The following is a 19,317-nucleotide window of genomic DNA, read 5'->3' as shown; positions in this document are numbered from 1 at the left end:
ACGCCGGGAACGGGCACCTTCAGGCACACTGAGGCGAGAGGCCAAGCCGGGGAGGCGCAATGGGTGAGGAAGTCGACCGGGTCGAGTTCACCCGGGCGGACCGGACCGCGTTCCGCGACCAGGTGCACCGCAACCTGGACGCCTTCGCGCGGATGCTGCGCGAGGACCGGTTCGCGCCCGACCGGCCGATGACCGGGATCGAGATCGAGCTGAACCTGGTCGACGAGCAGTGCGACCCGGCGTTCAAGAACTCCGAGGTGCTGAGCGCGATCGAGGACGACGCGTTCCAGACCGAGCTCGGTCAGTTCAACATCGAGATCAACGTGCCGCCCGGGCAGATCGACGGGATCGGGCTGGACACGATGGAGTCCAACATCCGCGACAGCCTGAACGCGGCCGAGGAGAAGGCGTCCCGGACCGGGTCGTCGATGGTGGTGGTCGGCATCCTGCCGACGCTGCTGACCGAGCACATCCATCGCGAGGCGCTCAGCACGAACCCGCGGTACGCGTTGCTCAACGATCAGATCTTCGCCGCCCGCGGTGAGGACGTGCAGATCTCCATCGACGGTGTCGAGCGGTTGCAGGTGACCGCGGACAGCATCGTGCCGGAGGCCGCGTGTACGTCGACGCAGTTCCATCTGCAGGTGACCCCGGAGGCCTTCCCCCGCTACTGGAACGCCGCGCAGGCGATCTCCGGTGTGCAGCTGGCGATCGGTGCGAACTCGCCGTTCCTGTTCGGCAAGGAGTTGATGCGCGAGACGCGCATCGCGTTGTTCGAGCAGGCCGCCGACACCCGCACCCACGAGTTGAAGACCCAAGGTGTGCGGCCGCGGGTGTGGTTCGGTGAGCGATGGATCACCTCGATCTTCGACCTCTTCGAGGAGAACTCGCGCTACTACCCGGCGCTGCTGCCGGTGACGTCCGACGAGGATCCGATCGCCGTTCTCGATCGTGGTGACACGCCGGCGCTTTCGGAGCTTCGCCTGCACAACGGGACGATCTATCGCTGGAACCGCCCGGTGTACGACGTTGTTCGGGAGAAGCCGCATTTGCGCGTAGAGAATCGCGTGTTGCCGGCCGGTCCGACCGTGGTGGACACAATCGCCAACGGGGCCTTCTATTTCGGCCTGGTCCGAGCACTCGCTGACGACGAACGGCCGATCTGGTCGCAGATGTCGTTCAGCGCCGCTGAGGAAAACTTTCACGAGGCAGCGAAGAGCGGGATCGACGCCGAGGTCTTCTGGCCGGGAGTCGGTACGGCGCGGGCCACCGAGCTGGTGTTGCGGCGCCTGCTCCCACTCGCCACGAAGGGACTCGATGCGTGGGGCGTCGACACCGCCGTACGGGATCGCTTGCTGGGCATCATCGAGCAGCGCTGCCTGACCAACCGGAACGGCGCGTCGTGGCAGGTCGACGAGTTTCATCGACTGTATACAAAGGGATCGCACGGCCGGAAGGACGCGTTGCGGGGGATGTTGCGCCGCTATCGCGACCACATGCACGACAACACGCCGGTTCACGAATGGCCCATCGACTGAACTGGTTCATCAGTCCAGACAACGGTGGACAACACGCTCGGGGGAGCGCGGAACCACGGTCAGCCGGGCGGAACCGGCGATCTTGCCCAGGGCAACTGGGTGGACGAGTTCGATAACGACCCGGCCTACAGGGGTGGCGCGTTGGGTGACAGCCCTGCAAAGGTGTGGCAACCGGAAGGTTAGAGCGTCCCGCCGCGGGTAGTACTCGGGCACCGGCGTAGCGGTCGTCGCGACGGCTGCACCGGTACCGGAGTACTACCCGCTCGACGATCGGCCGACCGCGACACGCCAGCTGGCAAGTGCGACACCAGGTGGTGTTATGGCAGCGGATGCCGACTCAGGCCGGGAGCAGTATCGTTCGGAACGGGTCGACATTGACACCCGGAGGTGAGGCAGGGCGATGACGACCATCGTCGTGGGATATGTGCCGAAGGCCGAGGGCCGTGCCGCCCTCAGGCGAGCGGCCGAAGAGGCGACGCTGCGCGACGCCAAGCTGGTGGTGGTGAACTCGCACCGTGGTGGTCGCACCTTCGACAGCGACGAGGCCGCGGCGAGTGATGCCGCTTTGACGGAGGTTCGGGAGCAGCTCGACTCGACCGGTGTGCCGTACGAGGTGCGGCAGCTGGTGCGTGGACTCGATCCGGCGGAGGACCTGGTGGCCGTCGCCGAGCAGGTGCACGCGGAGTTCATCGTGATCGGCCTGAGGCGCCGTTCACCGGTCGGCAAGCTCATCCTCGGCAGCAACGCCCAGCGGGTGCTGCTCGATGCTCCGTGCCCGGTGCTGGCAGTAAAGGCCGAGGAAGGGGAGGAATAGGGGTGACTTCGACACGCAGCAAGAAGCTGTGCCTCGCACAGCAGCCCGACGCCGACGAGATGCTGAGCAGGGACCCGTTCGCACTGCTGGTGGGCATGCTGCTCGACCAGCAGATCCCGATGGAGCGCGCGTTCGCGGGCCCGGTCGCGATCGCCAAGCGGATGGCCGGCCCGTTCGACCCGACCACGGTCGCGCACTACGATCCCGACGCGTTCGTCGAGATCGTCGCCGGTCCGCCGGCGGTGCACCGGTTCCCGACCGCGATGGCGGCCCGGATCCAGACCCTGGCCAAACATCTCGACGAGGAGTACGGCGGGAACGCGTCGGGCCTGTGGTCCGACGTGAAGTCCGGGGACGACCTGCTGGCCAGGCTGTCGGCCCTGCCGGGGTTCGGCGCGCAGAAGGCGAAGATCTTCGTCGCGCTGCTCGGCAAGCAGCTGAAGGTCCGGCCGCGGGGCTGGCGCGAGGCCTCCGAGCCGTACGGCGAGGACGGTGCGTTCAAGTCGGTCGCGGACGTGATCGATGTCGCGTCTCTGGTGAAGGTGCGGCAGTTCAAGCAGGAGCAGCAGGTCGGCCGGCAGCGGGTGGTCGCCCGGCCGTTGCGGCAGACCAGGAACGGGTAGAGCACGGTTGGCGCGCTGCCACTGACAGTGCGGGACACAGGCCTCCACCGGCGTGCGGCAGCGCTTCGGTGGAGGCCTGAGGCCGTCCTTCGGGGGGTCGCGGAACGCCTTGGCTTGGTCTGCGGATTACAATGGAGTGTTGTCGCCGCCTGACCAGCGAGCCGCCGCACACAGCCGTATCCAAAAGCATGCTGTACCAGCACCAGAACGTCGTACAAAACCCTGCGTCAGACGAGAGGTATTTCGTGTCGTCCAGCTCGTCCGAGAATGTTCCCGCCGAGTCAGCCCGGGCAGTGGTCGCCGCGACCGCCCGCAGCGCGGCTCCGAGGACCAGCGCCCGAGTGACCGACCCCGCTGCCAAGAAGGCGGCGGCCGCAAAGAAGGCTGCGGTCAAGGCCGCCGGCACCAAGGAGGACGGTATCCCCGCCGCGAAGAAGGCCGCCGCCAAGAAGGCGCCCGCCAAGAAGGCAGTATCCGAGGCCGGACTGGCGATCGACCCCAAGACGGGTAAGCCGCGCGCGCTCGACGAGGTCGACGACGCCGACTTCAAGCCCGACACGGTGAAGGTCCTGGAGAAGGAGATCACCGAGGACCAGGGCTTCATCGTGTCCGAGGCCGACGAGACCGACGAGCCCGAGCAGCAGGTGATGGTCGCCGGGGCCACCGCGGACCCGGTCAAGGACTACCTGAAGCAGATCGGCAAGGTCCCGCTGCTGAACGCCGAGCAGGAGGTCGAGCTCGCGAAGCGGATCGAGGCCGGCCTGTTCGCCGAGGAGCAGATCGGCGACGAGGCGAACAAGCTGAAGGAGAAGGTCCGCGACGAGTACGAGTGGATCTCCGAGGACGGCCGGCGCGCCAAGAACCACCTGCTCGAGGCCAACCTGCGTCTGGTGGTGTCGCTGGCCAAGCGCTACACCGGCCGCGGCATGCTGTTCCTGGACCTGATCCAGGAGGGCAACCTCGGTCTGATCCGTGCGGTCGAGAAGTTCGACTACACCAAGGGCTACAAGTTCTCGACGTACGCCACCTGGTGGATCCGGCAGGCGATCACCCGCGCGATGGCCGACCAGGCCCGCACCATCCGGATCCCGGTGCACATGGTCGAGGTCATCAACAAGCTGGCCCGCGTCCAGCGCCAGATGCTGCAGGACCTGGGCCGCGAGCCCACTCCGGAGGAGCTCGCCAAGGAGCTCGACATGACCCCGGAGAAGGTCATCGAGGTGCAGAAGTACGGCCGCGAGCCGATCTCCCTGCACACTCCGCTCGGTGAGGACGGCGACTCCGAGTTCGGCGACCTGATCGAGGACTCCGAGGCGATCGTGCCGGCCGAGGCGGTCTCGTTCACGCTGCTCCAGGAGCAGTTGCACGCGGTCCTGGACACGCTGTCCGAGCGCGAGGCCGGCGTGGTCTCGATGCGGTTCGGTCTGACCGACGGCCAGCCGAAGACGCTGGACGAGATCGGCAAGGTCTACGGCGTCACCCGCGAGCGGATCCGCCAGATCGAGTCCAAGACGATGTCGAAGCTGCGGCACCCGTCGCGCTCGCAGGTTCTGCGCGATTACCTGGACTGATCGCATGGGACAGCTGATCGCCAGTGCGCTTGCGCTGGTGATCCCTGTCCTCGATACGGCATCTCTGGCCGCCGCCGTCTTCACGGCGGCGGCCTTGCTGTTGGCCGTGCTGGTGGTCGCCCGCTCGTCGGCGCCCACGCCGGCCCCGCTGCTCGCCCGCGCCGCCTCGGTCCGCGACCGCGCCGAGCGCACCGCATTCCTCCGGCTCCGGGATCCGGACGCCGCCGGCCGACCGAGACCAAGAGCCCCGGGACGGTAGCGAGTTTCTCGCTACCTGATCCTTCTCACTCTTGGAGTTCGTTGTGCCTTCCTTCCTGGAGGCACCGGTTTCCGGTGCCTATCACCTGCTGTCCTCCCTCGTCTCCGTCCTGCAGCCATTGACCGGCTCCTGGGCAGCCGTCATCGCGATCGTGGCCTGCACCCTGCTGGTCCGGCTCTGTCTGCTGCCGCTCAGCGTGCGTGCGCATCGCGGGCTGCGCGCTCGTGCGGCGCTGATGCCGCACCTGAAGAAGCTCACCGAGCGCCACCGCGACAATCCGGAGCGTCTGCAGCGCGAGCTGGCCAAACTGCAGACCGAGCACGGTACGACGCTGTTCGCCGGCATGCTCCCGCTGTTCGCGCAGCTGCCGTTCTTCTGGCTGATGTACACGCTGTTCTCCCGGGCGCTGGTCGGCGGTGAGACCAACCAGCTGATCAGCGGCACGTTGCTCGGCGCACCGCTCGGTCTGCACTGGCCGGTGTTCGCCGCGACGCCGGGGTTCCTGGTGCTCGCCGTACTGCTTGCGGTGGTGGCGTGGTTCTCGGCACGCCTCGCGCTCCGGCAGCTGGACGAGTCCGCAACGCCGCTGGCCCGCCGGCTCGCTCGCTGGTTGCCGTACGGCACCGTGCTCACGGTGGCCTTCGTCCCGCTCGCGGCCGGCCTGTACGTGCTGACCACCACCACCTGGACCGTCGTCGAACGCACGGTCCTGCAACGCTGACGATTTGGTTGCCTAGGGCTACCTTCGGCTGAGGCGAGCCTCGAGGCCGTCGAGGACGCAGGCCAGGCCGTACTCGAAGACCTCGTCGCCGTTGTCGGCGGCAGAGCTGCTCGTGTACTCGGCGTACAAGGCCTTGAGGCGCGGGTAGGGCTCGGCGGCCTGTTCGGCGGCGGGCCAGACCTTGGCCATCCACTCCTGCTCGGACAGGCCGCTGCGCTTCATCTTGCTGATCGTCGCGGCTTCGGTCGCGGCGAGGCCGACGACGTGGCTGAGCACGGTGGTCGAGGCGTGGTTCGCCTCCCGGAGTCCGAAGCCGGCGGCCTGGTAGAGGCCGAGCGTGCGGTCGGAGGAGGCGAGCATGTTCGGGCCGAGCAAGGTGACGCCGACATCGGCCAGTGTCGAGCCCAGCCACGGATGCCGCAGGATCATGTTCCGGAAGTTCTGCGCGAAGGCGGTCACGGCGGCCCGCCACTCGTCCGGCGAGGAGATCTCCGGTACGTCGATCTCGCCGTACACGTGGTCGACGACCAGCTCGATCAGCTCGTCCTTGTTCGCGACGTGCCAGTAGACCGCGGTCGCGACCGCGCCCAGCTCGGCGCCGAGTTTGCGCATGGTGAGCGCCTCGATGCCGTTGGCGTCGAGCAGTTTGATCGCCGCGGCGACGATCTGCTCCTGGCTCAGCACCGGCTGCTCGCGCCGCCGGTTGCGTTTGGGCCGGGTCCAGACCGATGGGTATTCCTCGCTCGCCATACCGGCAGCCTACCGGATGAGTTGAACGTTGTGCAGGACTTGACCAGCGTTCAAGTTCTATTGCACACTGTTCAAGCAACTTGCACACCGTTCAACAAACATTCTGAGGAGGTGCGCGATGACTGCTCGTCATCCGCGTCGGTGGCTGATTCTGATCGTGCTCTGCCTGAGCACCCTGGTGCTGGTGCTGGACAACGGTGTGCTGAACGTGGCCATCCCGGTCCTGACCGAGGACCTGGGGGCGACCGCCCAGGAGATCCAATGGATCGTCGCCAGCTACATCCTGGTCTTCGCCGGCCTGCTGCTGACCGCCGGCAGCCTGTCCGACCGCTACGGCCGGAAGAAGGTGATGATCATCGGCCTGGCGATCTTCGGCGCCGCCTCGCTGGTCGCGACGTACGCCGGAAGTCCGGAGCTGCTGATCGCCGGCCGGGTCCTGATGGGTATCGGGGGAGCCGTCGTGATGCCGAGCACCCTGTCGGTGCTGATCACCGTCTTCGACGACGAGGAACGCCGTAAGGCGATGTCGATCTGGAGCTCGGTGCTGATGGTCGGCCTGATCGGCGGCCCGGTCCTCGGTGGTGCACTGATCGCGAAGTTCTGGTGGGGTTCGGTCTTCCTGATCAACGTGCCGGTGGTTGCGATCGCGATCACGGCCGCGGTGATCTGGATGCCGGAGTCGAAGGGCCCGTGGCGCAAGCCGGACCCGGTCGGTGCGGTGCTGTCGATGATCGGTCTCGTGTCGCTGGTGTGGGTGATCATCGAGCTGCCTGAGCGAGGCGTGTCGTGGCCGATGGCGATCCTCGCGGTGGCCGGCCTGGTCGCCTTCGTCGTCTGGGAACTCCGTACGCCGGTGCCGATGGTTCCGCTGCACCTCTTCCGGGACCGCAACTTCAGCGGCGGCAGCCTGTCGCTCGTGCTCCTGCAGATCGCGAACGGCGGTCTGATCCTCGCGCTGACGCAGTACCTGCAGTTCGTCCTCGGCTACTCGCCGACCCGCGCCGGTCTGGCCCTGGTCCCGATGGCGGTCGCGGTGATCCTGGTCAACGGCATCGGCGCCACGCTCGGCCAGAAGATCGGCAACCGCCCGCTGACGGTGATCGGTCTGCTGGTCCTCGCCGCCGGCTTCGGGGTGATGGCGACCCTGCGCGCCGACGACGGCTTCGGGATGATCACGCTGGCACTCGGTGTCTTCGGCATCGGCGCCGGTCTGGCACAGCCCGCTGCGACTGCCGCGCTGATGGGTGCGGTGCCTACCGAGCACGCCGGCGTTGGTTCGGCGCTGAACGACACCGTCCAGCAGGCGGGTGCTGCACTCGGGATCGCCATCCTCGGAAGCGCCCTCGCCGGGCAGTTCACCTCGTCCATGCCCGACTCGACCCCCGAGGCGGCCCGCGGCTCGATCGGCGAAGCGCTCGGAGTCGCCGCGAGTACGGGTGACGGTCAGCTGGCCCAGCTCGCCAAGATCACGTTCGCCGAGGCCATGTCCGGCACCTTCGTCGCCAGTGCGATCGCGGTCGCCGGCTCTGCCCTCCTTGCCTTCCTGCTCCTCCGCGACAAGAAGCCGGCGGCGGTCGACGCTCCGGTTCTGACTCACTGAAAGGGATCCGCCCGATGATCGACGTACAAGCTGCTGAAGCTCTGCTGCGCCACAACCGCCCGAAGCTGGTCGACGCCGGCCGCATCACACCGAACTGGAGCGACGACGGTGCGCGCTTCAGCTACCAGGTCACCCGCTCGGGTACCGACCGCACCTACCTGGTCGACCCAGCCGCCGGCACCCGGTCCGAGATCGAGTCGATTCCGGCACCGCCCGGCACCGGGGACTTCCTGGCTGTGGTGTCGCCGGATGGGAAGTATGAGGTGTTCCGCAACGGTCCGGATCTGTGGCTGCGCACGGTTTCCGACGGTTCGGAGCGGGCGTTGACGACGGATGGTGCGGAGGACAACGACTACGGGACGAGCCCGTTCGCGATCAAGATCCTGCTGGGCAAGCTGGGGCTGCCGCATCTCCCGCCGGCGGTGGCGTGGTCGGCGGACTCGCGCCGGATCCTGACACATCAGCTGGACAGCCGGCTGGTTCGGGAGACGCATCTGATCGATGTGCTGCCGGACGACGGTGGTGCGCCGGAGCTGCTGACCCAGCGCTACGCCTACCCGGGCGACGAACACGTGCCGCTGGCGCAGTTCGTCGTACTGGATGTCGAGACAGGTGCCGCGGTACGGGCACAGGGGGAGCCGTTCGTGCTGCCGTTGCTCTCACCGATCTCGCGGAAGTGGGCGTGGTGGTCCGGCGAGACCATCTACTTCCTCGACCAGCCGCGGGATCAGCGGACACTGCACCTGAAGCGTCTGGACCCGGCGACCGGCGAGGTCGCGGTGGTACTGACCGAGTCCGGACCGACCCGGATCGAGCCGAACCAGTTCATGGACCTGCCCGCGATCACCCGGGTGTGCGGGGACGAGGTGCTCTGGTACTCACAGCGCGACGGCTGGCCGCACCTCTACCGGTACGACGTCCACAGTGGCGAGCTGCTTGGTCAGGTGACGTCGGGGGAGTGGAGTGTCCGGCAGATTCTGCACGTGGACCTGGCTGAACGAGTCGTCTACTTCACAGCCGCGGGACTGGTGGACGGGAGGCCAATGCGTCGTACGGTGTGCCGGATCGGCTTGGACGGCAGCGGGTTCGCGCGGATCACCAACGACGACCTGGATCACGAGGTCGCGGTTCCGCCGAACGGTGGCTACTTCGTGGACAGCGCGTCGACGGTCGGCCTGGCGCCGGTGCACTCGGTCCGATCGTGGAGTGGGCAACTGCTGGTCGAGTTGGAGGCGGCTGACAGTACAGCGTTGATGGCGACCGGCTGGCGGCCACCGGAGGAGTTCCAGGTGCTCGCGGCCGACGGGGTGACTTCGTTGTTCGGGCTGCTCTACAAGCCGCACGACTTCGACCCGGAGGTCAGCTACCCGGTCGTCGATCACCCGTATCCGGGACCGCAGGTGAACCGTGTCGGCCCGACCTTCGATCCCGGTCTGTACGGCGCGGACGCGGATCCGATGGCGGCGCTCGGGTTCGTCGTCGTTGTCGTTGACGGGCGTGGCGTGCCGGGTCGCGACAAGGCGTTCCACGACGCGTCGTACGGGAACTACAACGCCGGAATCGACGACCACGTCACCGCGATCCGGCAGCTGGCCGAGACCCGGCCCTGGATGGACCTGGATCGGGTCGGCATCTTCGGTACGTCGGGCGGTGCCTACGCGACCGTGCGGGCGATGGGGGAGTTCCCCGAGTTCTTCAAGGTCGGCGTGGCGGAGTCGGGCAACCTCGACAACCGCTACTACATGCAGGCCTTCGGCGAGGCGTACGCCACCACGGACAGCTCGCTGCTCGACTTCGCCGAGCAGTTCGAAGGCAAGCTCCTGCTGACCCACGGCGGCCTCGACGACAACGTGCACCCGCATCACACGCTGCGGCTGGCCGAGCGGTTGATTGCCGCCGGCAAGGACTTCGACCTGCTCATCGTTCCGCGTGCCGAACACATCATGATCGGCTACGAGCACTACGTGGTCCGCCGCCGCTGGAACTACCTCCTGCAACACCTGGCCGGTGTCACGCCCCCGTCGTACCAGCTGAAGCCGGCCGTCCTCGACCTGTCCTTCCTGTCGAAGCTCACTGGTTGAGTGGCCGGCCGGGCTCCTTCCCGGCCGGTCTCCGCACTAGTGACGGAATGCTCGGTGGCCAGAATCCGGCCAGTTCGCGGGGGCGGGCACACTTGGTAGCGGGCTTGAACAGGTAATGCCTTGTCCTCGGCCACCACCTCCTGTTCACGTCCCCGGCAACTGTCGCCTCACCTCCCGCACCGAGGAACCAGCGCCTCGGCGCAGGTGCGCGACCCCCACCATCTCCGGGGATCTCCCTCGAGCTGTGCAACCCAAGGCCTGTTGGTTAAGGGCTCTCCGTACGAGCTGGTACGACGTTGTGCACGGGTCAACCATGTGCGCAGTCGGCAGATGGTTGAGGGGTGCTCAAGGTGCGCTGGCCTTGGGACCTTGGGCACGGTTCAACCGTTTCGGCGGGGTGTCAGATAGTTAAGGGGTGCTCAAGGCGACTCCCGCTCCACGATCTCGGGTCTTTGGCGCGTTAGATGGCAAGAACGGCGTACAGACCATGACAAGGTGAAGCCGCGGTGGCTGGGGTGGATGGCGAGGCTCCACGTCCTCCCCAAACCGGTCTGGGGAGGGGGATTCGGCGACCCGTCGCTGCGGGTATCCCCTAACGTCCGAACATCCGGAGACCAGCCCTCCGATCGTTCGGACGTTAGCTGGGACTGGTGACTAACGTCCGATGATGCGGAGACAGGGGCTGCGGGTTCGTCGGACGTTGTGGCAGCGGGGGACCGGGACACACCGAGGGGGTCTGAACTGGCCTCGGGCAACCCACGCTACGGTCGCGCCGGGGCCGGGTGTCACGGACCCGCCGTGCCAGGTGAAGGCGGCCGTATTGATCCTGTCGAAGCTCACTGGTTGAGACGTACCGAGTCCTTTGGGCGGTTGGTGGAGTCTGAGGGATGCCGGCACGAGGAGGGGTTTGTGGGCGAGGCCGGCTTCGACCAAGAGTTCGACGCATTGCGCAAGGGTTGCTCGCGCACCGCTACCGGATGCTCGGCTCGCATCACGACGCCGAGGACGTCGTCCAGGAGGTCTACCTCCGGGCCCGCAAAGGCATCGCTGCGCGGTCGGCCTGAAGCTGGAGGACTCCGATCCGCGCACCGGATCGATGATCGAAGCGGGCGAACAGGCCGACTTCCTGGCGGCCGGCGCGGACTGTGTCTACCCGATCGGCACCGGTGACCCCGACGTCATCCGGTCATTGACCGAGCGAATCGATGGCCCGGTCAATGTCGCGTTCGGGGGAGGAGAGCGGCCGGTGGCGGATTTCGCCGCGCTGGGAGTCGCCCGGGTCAGCTTCGGCCCGATGCTGCAGCGTCAGCTGTACGGCCGCTTCGCCTCGGTCATGTTGCCGGCGCTGGCCGCCGGAACAAACCCCTTCGAGTGGTGATGCAGCACGGGGCTGAGGAACCGGGGCTGTGCTTTACTGACGGCTGGTGCGATTCCAAGGTGTGATGGCAGGGAGCGATCCCGGGCCCATCGGCTCCGCCGGTTCCGGCGGAGCAATCCGGCGATGCCGGAGCCACGCGGTGATACTCCGCTCGTGCTCGGATCCGGCCGGGTCCCTGGTTGATCTCGTCACCAGAGGTAGCAACCTATGTTCACAGGCAGCATTGAGCACACCGCCACCGTCTCCGAGGTCGGCGAAGACTTCCTGCGGGTCACGCTCGACCCGGGGATCCGGCTGGACGTCGGTGGGGCCGTGTGCCTCGACGGTGTGCGGCTCACAATGCAGGCGGCGAAGCCCGGCGAACTCGTCGCGGCGATCACCGGCGAAACCCGCCGCCGTACCACCCTGGACCGGATCGCGGCCGGCAGCTCGGTCCATGTCGAATGGCCGCTCGCGGCCGGCGACCGGATCGACGGGCACCTGGTTCAGGGGCACGTCGACGGCGTCGGCAAAGTGCTCCGGGTCGACGACGAGCCGGCCGGGCGGCGGATCTGGATCAAGCCGGCCGAGCGGCTGCTGGCCCGGCTGGTCGCGAAGTCCTCGGTCGCGCTGAACGGGGTCAGCCTGACGGTGGCGGAGGTGCTCAAGGACCGATTCTCGGTGGTCCTGGTCCCGCACACTCTGCAGCGGACGAACCTCGGGGCTCTGGTCGCCGGGGACAGGGTCAACCTGGAGAGCGACCTGCTCACCCGGATGGCCCGCGACGGGCAGGGGCCCGAGCTGGTCAGGGCTGTATCGCAGCTGCCCTGGGCCGGTCATCTCAGCGGACCGGCCGGGGTACAGAAGGCGGTCGCGCAGATCGCGGCCGGTGGCGGGGTCGTGGTGTGGGATCCGCGGCTGGAAGGCGAAGGTGATGTCGTTTTCGCGGGGGAGCGGTTCCGGCCGCAGTCGATGATCTTCCTGCTCACCCAGGTCTGCGGGCACACGACGATCCCGTGCGCTGCGGAGGTGCTGGAGCGCCTGGAGATTCCGCGGATGCCGGGAGAAGGAGATCGGCAGGGTACGGCGATGCACGTGCCGGTGGACCTCGCGGCATCGGCCGGGACCGGGGTGAGCGCGTCCGAGCGTGCAGCGACGATTCGGCGGCTGGCCGCGGCGGACGCCGTACCGGGTGATTTCTTGCGGCCTGGGCATGTGTTCCCGCTGGCTGCCCGGCCAGGGCTGCTGGCTGAGCGGAAGGGACATACCGAGGCGACGGTCGCGTTGTGCAAGGCTGCTGGACTGGCTCCGGTCGGGGTGTGCTGTGAGGTGATGCGGGCGGACGGTGTGATGGCCGATGCCGTGGACCTGGAGCAGTTCGCATTGCGCTGGGAGCTGCCGATGGTCGGTGTCGACGACTTGGCCCGGTGGTTGTGATGAAGGGCGCCGAGCTGTACGACGATCCGGTGTTCCTGGCGGGCTATCAGCAGCTTCGGCGGGAGAGGCGCGGGCTGAACGACGAGCTGGAGATCCCGGCGCTGAAGGCACTGCTCCCGCCGGCGGCTGGGTTGCGGGTGCTCGACCTGGGCTGCGGCGAGGGCGGACTCGCGCAGTGGTTGGCCGAGGCTGGGGCGGCCGAGGTGCTGGCCGTGGACGCCTCGGCGTCGATGCTGGCCAACGCGGGGCAGCATCCGCGGGTTCGCTACCACCGTTCGGATATCGCCACGCTGGAGCTCGCGCTGCGGTCGTTCGATTTGGTGGTGAGCAGTTTGGCGCTGCATTACGTGGAGGACTTCGACGGACTGGTGGGCCGGATCAGTCGGTGGCTGTCGCCAGGTGGAAGATTCGTGTTCTCGGTCGAGCACCCGGTGATCACGGCGCCGGTGCAAGAGAGTGCCGACCGGCTGGACAGCTACGCGAATGAGGGCCCACGGCAACGAAAGTGGTTCGTCGAGAACGTGGTGAAGTACCACCGGACGGTGTCGTCGACGCTGGCCGCGCTGCGGGAGCACGGATTCCAGCTGGACATGCTGGCCGAACCGCAACCGTCGGAGGCGCTGGTCCGGAGAAGCCCGCACCTGGCGATCCACCGCGAACGCCCACCGCTCCTGCTGGTGGCCGCGACCCTCCGCCCGTAAGTCTCGCGCCGCTCGGCTTCGGCCCGCTCTCACTGCCGGCCGAAGTCGCGGGGGGAGTGCGCCCGGATGGGCGGCGGATGGGTCGTCGGGGGAGTGCACCCGGGACGGGCGGTGGAAGGCTCGGCGGGGGAGTGCGCCCGGGATGGGCGGTGGAAGGGGCGGCGGGGGAGTGCGCCCGGGATGGGCGGTGGAAGGGGCGGCGAGGGAGTGGCCCCGGACGGGCGGCGGATGGGTTGGAGGGGGAGGGGCGCGCTCGACTGCGGCCACCAGGTCAGACCAGGGTTCCCTGGCCCGGAGCTGGCCTGCTGGGGCTTTCGGGTGAGGTGCGGCCCGTTCGAATGCGTCGCTCGTCTGGCGATGGCGTACTGGCCCTGTCTGCAATCAAGCTTGTACAAGAGGTCTTGTCTAACCACTGAAGGCGCGCGCCATTTTGGAGGGAAATCAGAACCGCAGCAGCAGGGAAGGGGGTGGGTGCACGAAGGACAGGAGGTGTGCGCTGGATCGGGGCAGGTGAGGGCTGCTCAGGCGGGGCGCGGGGGTGCGGGGGTGGATATGTCCTGTTGTTCGTGCTGGCAGGAGTGGGTCAGGCGAGTAGGGCTTGGGTGATGGCGTCGGCGTTTTCGTCGAGCCAGTGCTGGCGGTGGTTGATGACGGTGCCGACGCCTTCGTCCCACATGCGGGCCCAGCCGCCGCCTTGGGTTTCGGCTCGGTGCTTCATGGTGTGCCAGGCTCGTTCGTTGAGGCCTACGGCCAGGGGCATCAGGCGGTGGCGGTTCGCTTCGGAGAGGCCGTAGGCGTCGGCTAGCAGGCGGGCGCGGTGCAGGCGGTCGAGGCCGCGGAGGTGCGGGTCGAGGTCTTCGTCGGCGCCGAAGGGGGCCCACCAGAGCATCAGGTTGACGACTTCGCGGACCCGGCTGACCGGGCGGGCCATGTCGAAGTCGATCAGGGCGTGGGCGCGGCCGTCGCGGAAGACGATGTTCTCCGGCGTGATGTCCTGGTGGCCGATCAGCTCGGGCGGGTCGTTGAGGTCCGGGAGGCCGGCCGGCTCAATGGGGGCCGGGATGTTGTCGGGGATGCCGAAGGGTTCGGCGGCGTCGTGGTAGGCGCGGACGAGCTGGGCGACCGAGATCATCCGGTCCTCGTCGGCGATCCAGGCCGGGCGGGGGCGGCCGGCGACCTCGCCCTGGATGTAGGTGAGGACTTCGCGACCGGCGGAGTCGAGACCGAGGTAGCGCGGGGCGCCGGGGAAGCCGGCCGACTCCAGGTGGCGAAGGAGCGCGCGGACCATGTCGGCGCGTTCACCGGGCGGCCGCCGTACCGTGCTGCCGACCCGGACCAGGCCCACGGTGACGTCGCCACCGATCAGCGGGATCTCTTCAGCGTCGTCGTCGAACACGAAATGCCCTCATTCCACTGGATGAAACGTTTGTCCGCACAAAATCGGCGTGCACGATAACGTGCGACGATCCGCGACGAGAACGGAGCACGCAGTGACCGCCACCTCTGTGAAGGCGCCACCGGGCGCGACGCGCAGGCGCTACTTGATCCTAGGTCTCGCCTTCATCGGGTTGTCACTCAACTATCTCGACCGGGCCAATCTGAGTGTCGCGCTCCCGTTCATCCAGGAGGATCTGCAGCTCGATCTGTCGAACGCGGAGAAGGGGCTGATCCTCGGCGCGTTCTTCTGGGCGTACGACGGCGCGATGCTCGCCGCCGGCTGGATGGCGGACCGCTACGGGTCGCGGAAGGCGTTCACGTTCGCTGCGTTGTGGTGGAGCGTGGTCACCGCGCTGACGCCGCTGGCGCGCGGGTTCTGGTCGCTGTTCGCGTTCCGGTTCGCGCTCGGCGCGGGCGAGGCACCGGCGTACCCGAGTGCGACCAAGGCGGCCTCGCGGTGGTTCCCGCGGCATGAGCGGGCGTTCGCGACCGCGGTGATCGACTCGGGATCGCGGGTCGGGACGGTGTTGTCGCTGCCGGTCGTGACGGCGCTGATCGCCTTGGTGAGCTGGCATTTCTCGTTCGTCGTGCTCGGCGTGATCGGCATCATGTGGGCCGCGGTCTGGTACTGGTACTACCGCGATCCACGGGAACACTCCGGCGCCAACGACCTCGAGCGCGAGTACATCGTGGCGAACGGTGCGCGCCTGGACGAGACCGATGACGAGGCCGCGACGCAGATCCGCTGGCGGGATCTGTTCCGGTACCGGACGATCCGCGGCATGATGCTCGGCTTCTTCTGCCTGAACTTCGTCATCTACTTCTTCCTCACCTGGTTCCCGTCGTACCTGAAGGACGCGCGGCAGCTCGACCTCGCGCAGCTCGGCACCCTCGGCACCCTCCCCGGTATCACCGCGATCGCCGGCGGCTGGATCGCGGGCATCGTCGCCGACCGGCGGATCCGCGCCGGCGCGGATGTGACCCGGGTGCGGAAGACCGTGATGGTCGGCGGCCTGCTCGGTGGTGCGGCGATCGTGTTCGCGGCACCGGCCAAGTCGGTGTACGTCGCACTGCTGTTCCTGGCGATCTCGTACGCGAGCCTGGCGATCGCGGCGACGGGAATCTGGTCCCTTCCGGGTGACGTGGCGCCGAGTTCACAGCATGTCGCGTCGATCGGCGGCATCCAGAACTTCGCCTCGAACATCGCCGGCATCATCAGCCCGTTCGTCTTCGGCCTCCTGCTCGACCTGTACGACGGCAACTATCTCCCGTCGTTCCTGGTCGCCGGTGTGGTCGCGGTGATCGGTGCGCTCACCTACGCGTTGGTCGTCGGCCGAGCAGAACCACTCCCGGTGCTCGACCGCTGACCTGTTCACTTGGATGTCATCCGGTCGGCTGAAGGTGTGCCTATGAACACCCCTGATCTGGTCCAAGAGCTCGGCTTCCGTGTTGTCGACGAGGAAGACGATGATCCTGTCCTGCTCCGCGCCGACGGTACGCCGGTGGACACCTGGCGCGAGGGATACCCGTATAGCGAGCGGCTGGCGCGAGACGTCTACGACCGGGACAAGCGACTGCTCCAGATCGAGCTGCTCAAGCTGCAGTACTGGGTGAAGCGGTCGAAACAGAAGCTGGTGATCGTGTTCGAGGGTCGTGACGCTGCCGGTAAGGGCGGCACGATCAAGCGCTTCATGGAGCACCTGAACCCGCGCGGTGCCCGGATCGTGGCGCTGGAGAAGCCGACCGAGCGCGAGCAGACGCAGTGGTATTTCCAGCGGTACGTCGAGCACCTGCCCGCGGCCGGTGAGATGGTGCTGTTCGACCGGTCCTGGTACAACCGCGCCTGTGTCGAGCGGGTGATGGGGTACTGCTCGGACGCTGAGTACGAGGAGTTCATGCGGCAGGCGCCCGAGTTCGAGCGGATGCTCGTCCGGTCCGACACGTTGCTGGTGAAGCTGTGGTTCTCGGTGTCGCAGGCCGAGCAGCAGACCCGCTTCACGATCCGGCAGATCGATCCGGTCCGGCAGTGGAAGCTGTCGCCGACCGACCTTGCCTCGCTGGACAAGTGGGACGCCTACACCGAGGCGAAGGAGGCGATGTTCCACTACACGGACACGCCCCACGCGCCCTGGACCGTTGTGAAGAGCAACGACAAGAAGCGGGCCCGCTTGGAGGCCATGCGGCACGTCCTGAGTCTCTACGAGTACACCAACAAGGACCACGAGCTGGTCGGCGGCCCGGACCCCAAGATCCTCGGTTCCGCCGCCCAGGTCCTCGAGCACGGCGAGTCAGCGAACCGGACCTTCCCGGTCCTCTGACCCGGTGTGACGCAGGATCGCCGGTACGACGCTGTCCCAGACGTGGCGCGGGAAGACCTCGTGGCCGGTGTGCTCCAGCGGCACGAAGGTGGCGCCCGGGATCTCCGCAGCGAGGGCTTGGCCGTGCCCGACGGGGAACATCGGGTCCTCGCTCCCGTGGAATACCAGCGTCGGCACCCGGAGCTCGGCGAGCCGCTCGCGCCACGGGTCGCCCGCGCTGATCAGGAACGGGTTGATCAGCTGCGCGGCGATGTTGACGGTTCGGTCGGCGACCTGCGCGGACCACGCGCGCATTCCGTCCTCGTCGAACCTGGGGGAGAACGGACGCTCGGCCTCGACCAGGTACTCGATGACCGCCGCCCGGTCGGTCCAGTCGGGCTGGGCCGGCTCATCCGCGAACAGTTTCTGGATCTCCTCCGACATGCCCGGCAGATCGTCGTACCAGTGGCCCGGGCCGCCGGGCGTCCCCGACGCGAGCGTTAGTGACGCCACTCGGTCAGCGTGGTCCAGCGCCAGCAGTTGAGCCACGCCGGATCCCTGCGACATCCCCACGACGTGTGCGGCCGGAACACCGAGCGCCTCAAGCAGTGCGGCCGCGTCCGCAGCCAGATCGGGCAGCCCGTACGTCGGCGCTCCCACGGGGTAGCTGGTCGAACGACCCGCGTCGCGACTGTCGAAGCGGATCACGTACCGGCCGCCGGCAACCAGTCGGCTGATGAACTCCTCATCCCAGGCAAGCAGGGAGTGTCCAGCTCCGTGCAGCAGCAAGATGGCCGGGTCGGCGGGGTCGCCGAACGACTGCACACACAGTTCCACGTCGTTGACGTTCACGAATCGCTCGGTGGTCGACATCAGTTTCCTCCAGCAAGGTGGTTGGTGCGGTTGCGTAGCGAGGGGGCGATCAGGCGTTGGGCGATGAAGAGTGCGATTCCGAGCGCCGAGCTTGTCACCCAGAGGGTGCTTCGGCCGGCGTGGTCGAGGACGGCGGTGCCGAGGAGCGGTCCGAGAACCGCGCCCAGGCTCCACGTGGTGGAGGCGATTCCCATGTACCGGCCGCGGAGATCGGCCGGTGCGATACCGGCGAAGGTGGCGCCGAACAGGACCGAGACGCCGATCTGGCCGAGCGTCCACACGATGATCGCGGCCGCGTAGGCGGCACTGCCGTGGACGACGGCGGAGAGTCCGCCGCCGACGCCGGCCAGCAGCATCGAGACGGCCAGCACCGAGGCGGTGTCGCGGCCGTCGAGCAACCGGACGGCGATCGGCTGGATCACGACGATGGCGATTCCGTTGAGGGCGAGCACCATCGAGAAGGTTCCGGGGCCGAGACCGTCGCTGGTCATCACGAGCGGCAGTGTCGAGAACACCTGCATGAACACCGTGAAGTAGACGATGTGGATCGCGACCATCGCGAGCATCACCCGGTCGCGGAGGAGAACCGGCAGCAGAGCACGCCGGGTCGTTTCCGCGGTGACCGGACGAGTCTCTGGGATGCAGCGCCAGACGATCAGCGCCGCGAGGACGGCGGCCGCGGCGTTGATCCAGAACAGAACGCCGTACCCCTGCCGGACCAGGACGCCGGCGGCGACTGTGGAGATCGTGTAGCCGACGTTGGCGGCCCAGAAGAGCATGCCGAACGCGCGGATCCGCTCGTTCGGCGGGAGGTCGGCCAGGGCGGCGGATCCAACCGGGCGGAACAGTTCGCCCATCAGGCCGATGCCGAGAGCGGCTGCGGCGATCGCGGGCAGCGTGGTGGCGGCGCCCAGGGCGATCAGCGCGACGGCTGTGCCGAGGAATCCGATCAGCATGGTCCGGCGCCGGCCGATGCGGTCGCTCAGCCAGCCGCCCAGCAACTGCGATCCGATGTCCCCGACGCCGATCGCTGCGACGACCGCTCCGGCTGTCGTCGCGGAGAGGCCGCGCTCCTGGGTCAGGTAGAGCACCAGGAACGACCGCGCGACACCGCCGGCCCGGGTGACGAAGTGGGTAGCTGTGAGCGCCCATACCAGGCTCGACAGCCGCGATCGCGTCCGGTCGATGGTCGTGGTGGGTGCTGCGCTCAACGTCGTCATGTCTTTGACGGTAGAGAAAGCTGTACATCGTGAAAAGC

The 19,317-nt window shown here is 67.8% G+C and carries 18 protein-coding genes; 14 read left to right on the top strand and 4 right to left on the bottom strand.

What is annotated here, in order from left to right; translation table 11 throughout:
- Positions 1-59: 59 nt before the first annotated feature.
- The 6 genes from ACFCV3_RS23200 to yidC all read left to right on the top strand — a co-directional run bounded on the left by ACFCV3_RS23200 (position 60) and on the right by yidC (position 5,526).
- Positions 60-1,538: a glutamate--cysteine ligase gene (locus ACFCV3_RS23200; RefSeq protein WP_376032979.1), complete on the top strand. Its 1,479-nt coding sequence runs from the start codon at positions 60-62 to the stop codon at positions 1,536-1,538.
- A 400-nt stretch (positions 1,539-1,938) separates the two neighbouring features.
- Complete coding sequence (locus ACFCV3_RS23195) at positions 1,939-2,352, top strand: universal stress protein (protein WP_132407571.1); 414 nt, start codon at positions 1,939-1,941, stop codon at positions 2,350-2,352.
- A 2-nt stretch (positions 2,353-2,354) separates the two neighbouring features.
- Entirely contained in the window at positions 2,355-2,975 is a 621-nt protein-coding gene (locus ACFCV3_RS23190) for an HhH-GPD-type base excision DNA repair protein (RefSeq protein WP_132407569.1), read from the top strand.
- 245 nt (positions 2,976-3,220) lie between these two features.
- Positions 3,221-4,546: an RNA polymerase sigma factor gene (locus ACFCV3_RS23185; RefSeq protein WP_376032977.1), complete on the top strand. Its 1,326-nt coding sequence runs from the start codon at positions 3,221-3,223 to the stop codon at positions 4,544-4,546.
- Between the two features lie 4 nt (positions 4,547-4,550).
- A complete protein-coding gene (locus ACFCV3_RS23180) occupies positions 4,551-4,805 on the top strand; it encodes a DUF6412 domain-containing protein (RefSeq protein ID WP_376032974.1) in 255 nt (84 codons plus the stop codon).
- A gap of 43 nt (positions 4,806-4,848) precedes the next feature.
- The gene (yidC, locus tag ACFCV3_RS23175; protein ID WP_376032972.1) at positions 4,849-5,526 is read left to right on the top strand and encodes a membrane protein insertase YidC; all 678 of its coding nucleotides are present in this window, start codon (positions 4,849-4,851) and stop codon (positions 5,524-5,526) included.
- Between the two features lie 18 nt (positions 5,527-5,544).
- Here yidC and ACFCV3_RS23170 read toward each other — a convergent pair whose 3' ends face one another.
- Positions 5,545-6,276: a TetR/AcrR family transcriptional regulator gene (locus tag ACFCV3_RS23170; RefSeq protein ID WP_376032970.1), complete on the bottom strand. Its 732-nt coding sequence runs from the start codon at positions 6,274-6,276 to the stop codon at positions 5,545-5,547.
- Between the two features lie 118 nt (positions 6,277-6,394).
- Between ACFCV3_RS23170 and ACFCV3_RS23165 the strand changes: the two genes are divergently transcribed.
- The 6 genes from ACFCV3_RS23165 to ACFCV3_RS23140 all read left to right on the top strand — a co-directional run bounded on the left by ACFCV3_RS23165 (position 6,395) and on the right by ACFCV3_RS23140 (position 13,452).
- The gene (locus tag ACFCV3_RS23165; RefSeq protein ID WP_376032968.1) at positions 6,395-7,876 is read left to right on the top strand and encodes an MFS transporter; all 1,482 of its coding nucleotides are present in this window, start codon (positions 6,395-6,397) and stop codon (positions 7,874-7,876) included.
- A 14-nt stretch (positions 7,877-7,890) separates the two neighbouring features.
- Entirely contained in the window at positions 7,891-9,957 is a 2,067-nt protein-coding gene (locus tag ACFCV3_RS23160; RefSeq protein ID WP_376032966.1) for a DPP IV N-terminal domain-containing protein, read from the top strand.
- Positions 9,958-10,913: 956 nt separating this feature from the next.
- Entirely contained in the window at positions 10,914-11,021 is a 108-nt protein-coding gene (locus tag ACFCV3_RS23155) for a sigma factor (RefSeq protein WP_376032965.1), read from the top strand.
- 32 nt (positions 11,022-11,053) lie between these two features.
- Positions 11,054-11,335, top strand: a complete 282-nt coding sequence (locus ACFCV3_RS23150) for an isocitrate lyase/phosphoenolpyruvate mutase family protein (RefSeq protein WP_376032963.1) — start codon at positions 11,054-11,056, stop codon at positions 11,333-11,335.
- A gap of 207 nt (positions 11,336-11,542) precedes the next feature.
- Positions 11,543-12,751 carry a riboflavin synthase gene (locus tag ACFCV3_RS23145; protein ID WP_376032961.1) on the top strand — a complete coding sequence of 403 codons (1,209 nt, stop codon included), beginning with the start codon at positions 11,543-11,545 and terminating at the stop codon, positions 12,749-12,751.
- The gene (locus ACFCV3_RS23140; protein ID WP_376033333.1) at positions 12,751-13,452 is read left to right on the top strand and encodes a class I SAM-dependent methyltransferase; all 702 of its coding nucleotides are present in this window, start codon (positions 12,751-12,753) and stop codon (positions 13,450-13,452) included. The genes ACFCV3_RS23145 and ACFCV3_RS23140 overlap by 1 nt, the downstream gene beginning before the upstream one ends.
- Positions 13,453-14,035: 583 nt before the next feature.
- Here ACFCV3_RS23140 and ACFCV3_RS23135 read toward each other — a convergent pair.
- Positions 14,036-14,848 carry a phosphotransferase gene (locus ACFCV3_RS23135; protein ID WP_376032959.1) on the bottom strand — a complete coding sequence of 271 codons (813 nt, stop codon included), beginning with the start codon at positions 14,846-14,848 and terminating at the stop codon, positions 14,036-14,038.
- 94 nt (positions 14,849-14,942) lie between these two features.
- On the opposite strand from ACFCV3_RS23135, the gene ACFCV3_RS23130 reads away from it, so the two are divergent.
- Complete coding sequence (locus ACFCV3_RS23130) at positions 14,943-16,256, top strand: MFS transporter (RefSeq protein ID WP_376032958.1); 1,314 nt, start codon at positions 14,943-14,945, stop codon at positions 16,254-16,256.
- Between the two features lie 42 nt (positions 16,257-16,298).
- Entirely contained in the window at positions 16,299-17,207 is a 909-nt protein-coding gene (gene ppk2, locus ACFCV3_RS23125) for a polyphosphate kinase 2 (RefSeq protein ID WP_376032956.1), read from the top strand.
- On the opposite strand, the gene ACFCV3_RS23120 is transcribed toward ppk2, so the two are convergent.
- Positions 17,178-18,059 carry an alpha/beta fold hydrolase gene (locus ACFCV3_RS23120; RefSeq protein ID WP_376032955.1) on the bottom strand — a complete coding sequence of 294 codons (882 nt, stop codon included), beginning with the start codon at positions 18,057-18,059 and terminating at the stop codon, positions 17,178-17,180. The two genes, ppk2 and ACFCV3_RS23120, sit on opposite strands and share 30 nt — an antisense overlap.
- A complete protein-coding gene (locus ACFCV3_RS23115; RefSeq protein WP_376032953.1) occupies positions 18,059-19,279 on the bottom strand; it encodes an MFS transporter in 1,221 nt (406 codons plus the stop codon). Before ACFCV3_RS23115 ends, ACFCV3_RS23120 begins: the two co-directional genes overlap by 1 nt.
- Positions 19,280-19,317: the final 38 nt, after the last annotated feature.

It is taken from the genome of Kribbella sp. NPDC056345 (assembly GCF_042262745.1).
Classification (GTDB): Bacteria; Actinomycetota; Actinomycetes; order Propionibacteriales; family Kribbellaceae; genus Kribbella.
This window is presented reverse-complemented; position numbering and strand designations above follow the sequence as displayed.

Bases quoted from the DNA above. Each gene is read 5' to 3' on its own strand.
- ACFCV3_RS23200 (WP_376032979.1), top strand. From the start codon at position 60: ATGGGTGAGGAAGTCGACCGGGTCGAGTTCACCCGGGCGGACCGGACC.
- ACFCV3_RS23195 (WP_132407571.1), top strand. From the start codon at position 1,939: ATGACGACCATCGTCGTGGGATATGTGCCGAAGGCCGAGGGCCGTGCC.
- ACFCV3_RS23180 (WP_376032974.1), top strand. From the start codon at position 4,551: ATGGGACAGCTGATCGCCAGTGCGCTTGCGCTGGTGATCCCTGTCCTC.
- ACFCV3_RS23170 (WP_376032970.1), bottom strand. From the start codon at position 6,276: ATGGCGAGCGAGGAATACCCATCGGTCTGGACCCGGCCCAAACGCAAC.
- ACFCV3_RS23165 (WP_376032968.1), top strand. From the start codon at position 6,395: ATGACTGCTCGTCATCCGCGTCGGTGGCTGATTCTGATCGTGCTCTGC.
- ACFCV3_RS23160 (WP_376032966.1), top strand. From the start codon at position 7,891: ATGATCGACGTACAAGCTGCTGAAGCTCTGCTGCGCCACAACCGCCCG.
- ACFCV3_RS23150 (WP_376032963.1), top strand. From the start codon at position 11,054: ATGATCGAAGCGGGCGAACAGGCCGACTTCCTGGCGGCCGGCGCGGAC.
- ACFCV3_RS23145 (WP_376032961.1), top strand. From the start codon at position 11,543: ATGTTCACAGGCAGCATTGAGCACACCGCCACCGTCTCCGAGGTCGGC.
- ACFCV3_RS23140 (WP_376033333.1), top strand. From the start codon at position 12,751: ATGAAGGGCGCCGAGCTGTACGACGATCCGGTGTTCCTGGCGGGCTAT.
- ppk2 (WP_376032956.1), top strand. From the start codon at position 16,299: ATGAACACCCCTGATCTGGTCCAAGAGCTCGGCTTCCGTGTTGTCGAC.
- ACFCV3_RS23120 (WP_376032955.1), bottom strand. From the start codon at position 18,059: ATGTCGACCACCGAGCGATTCGTGAACGTCAACGACGTGGAACTGTGT.
- ACFCV3_RS23115 (WP_376032953.1), bottom strand. From the start codon at position 19,279: ATGACGACGTTGAGCGCAGCACCCACCACGACCATCGACCGGACGCGA.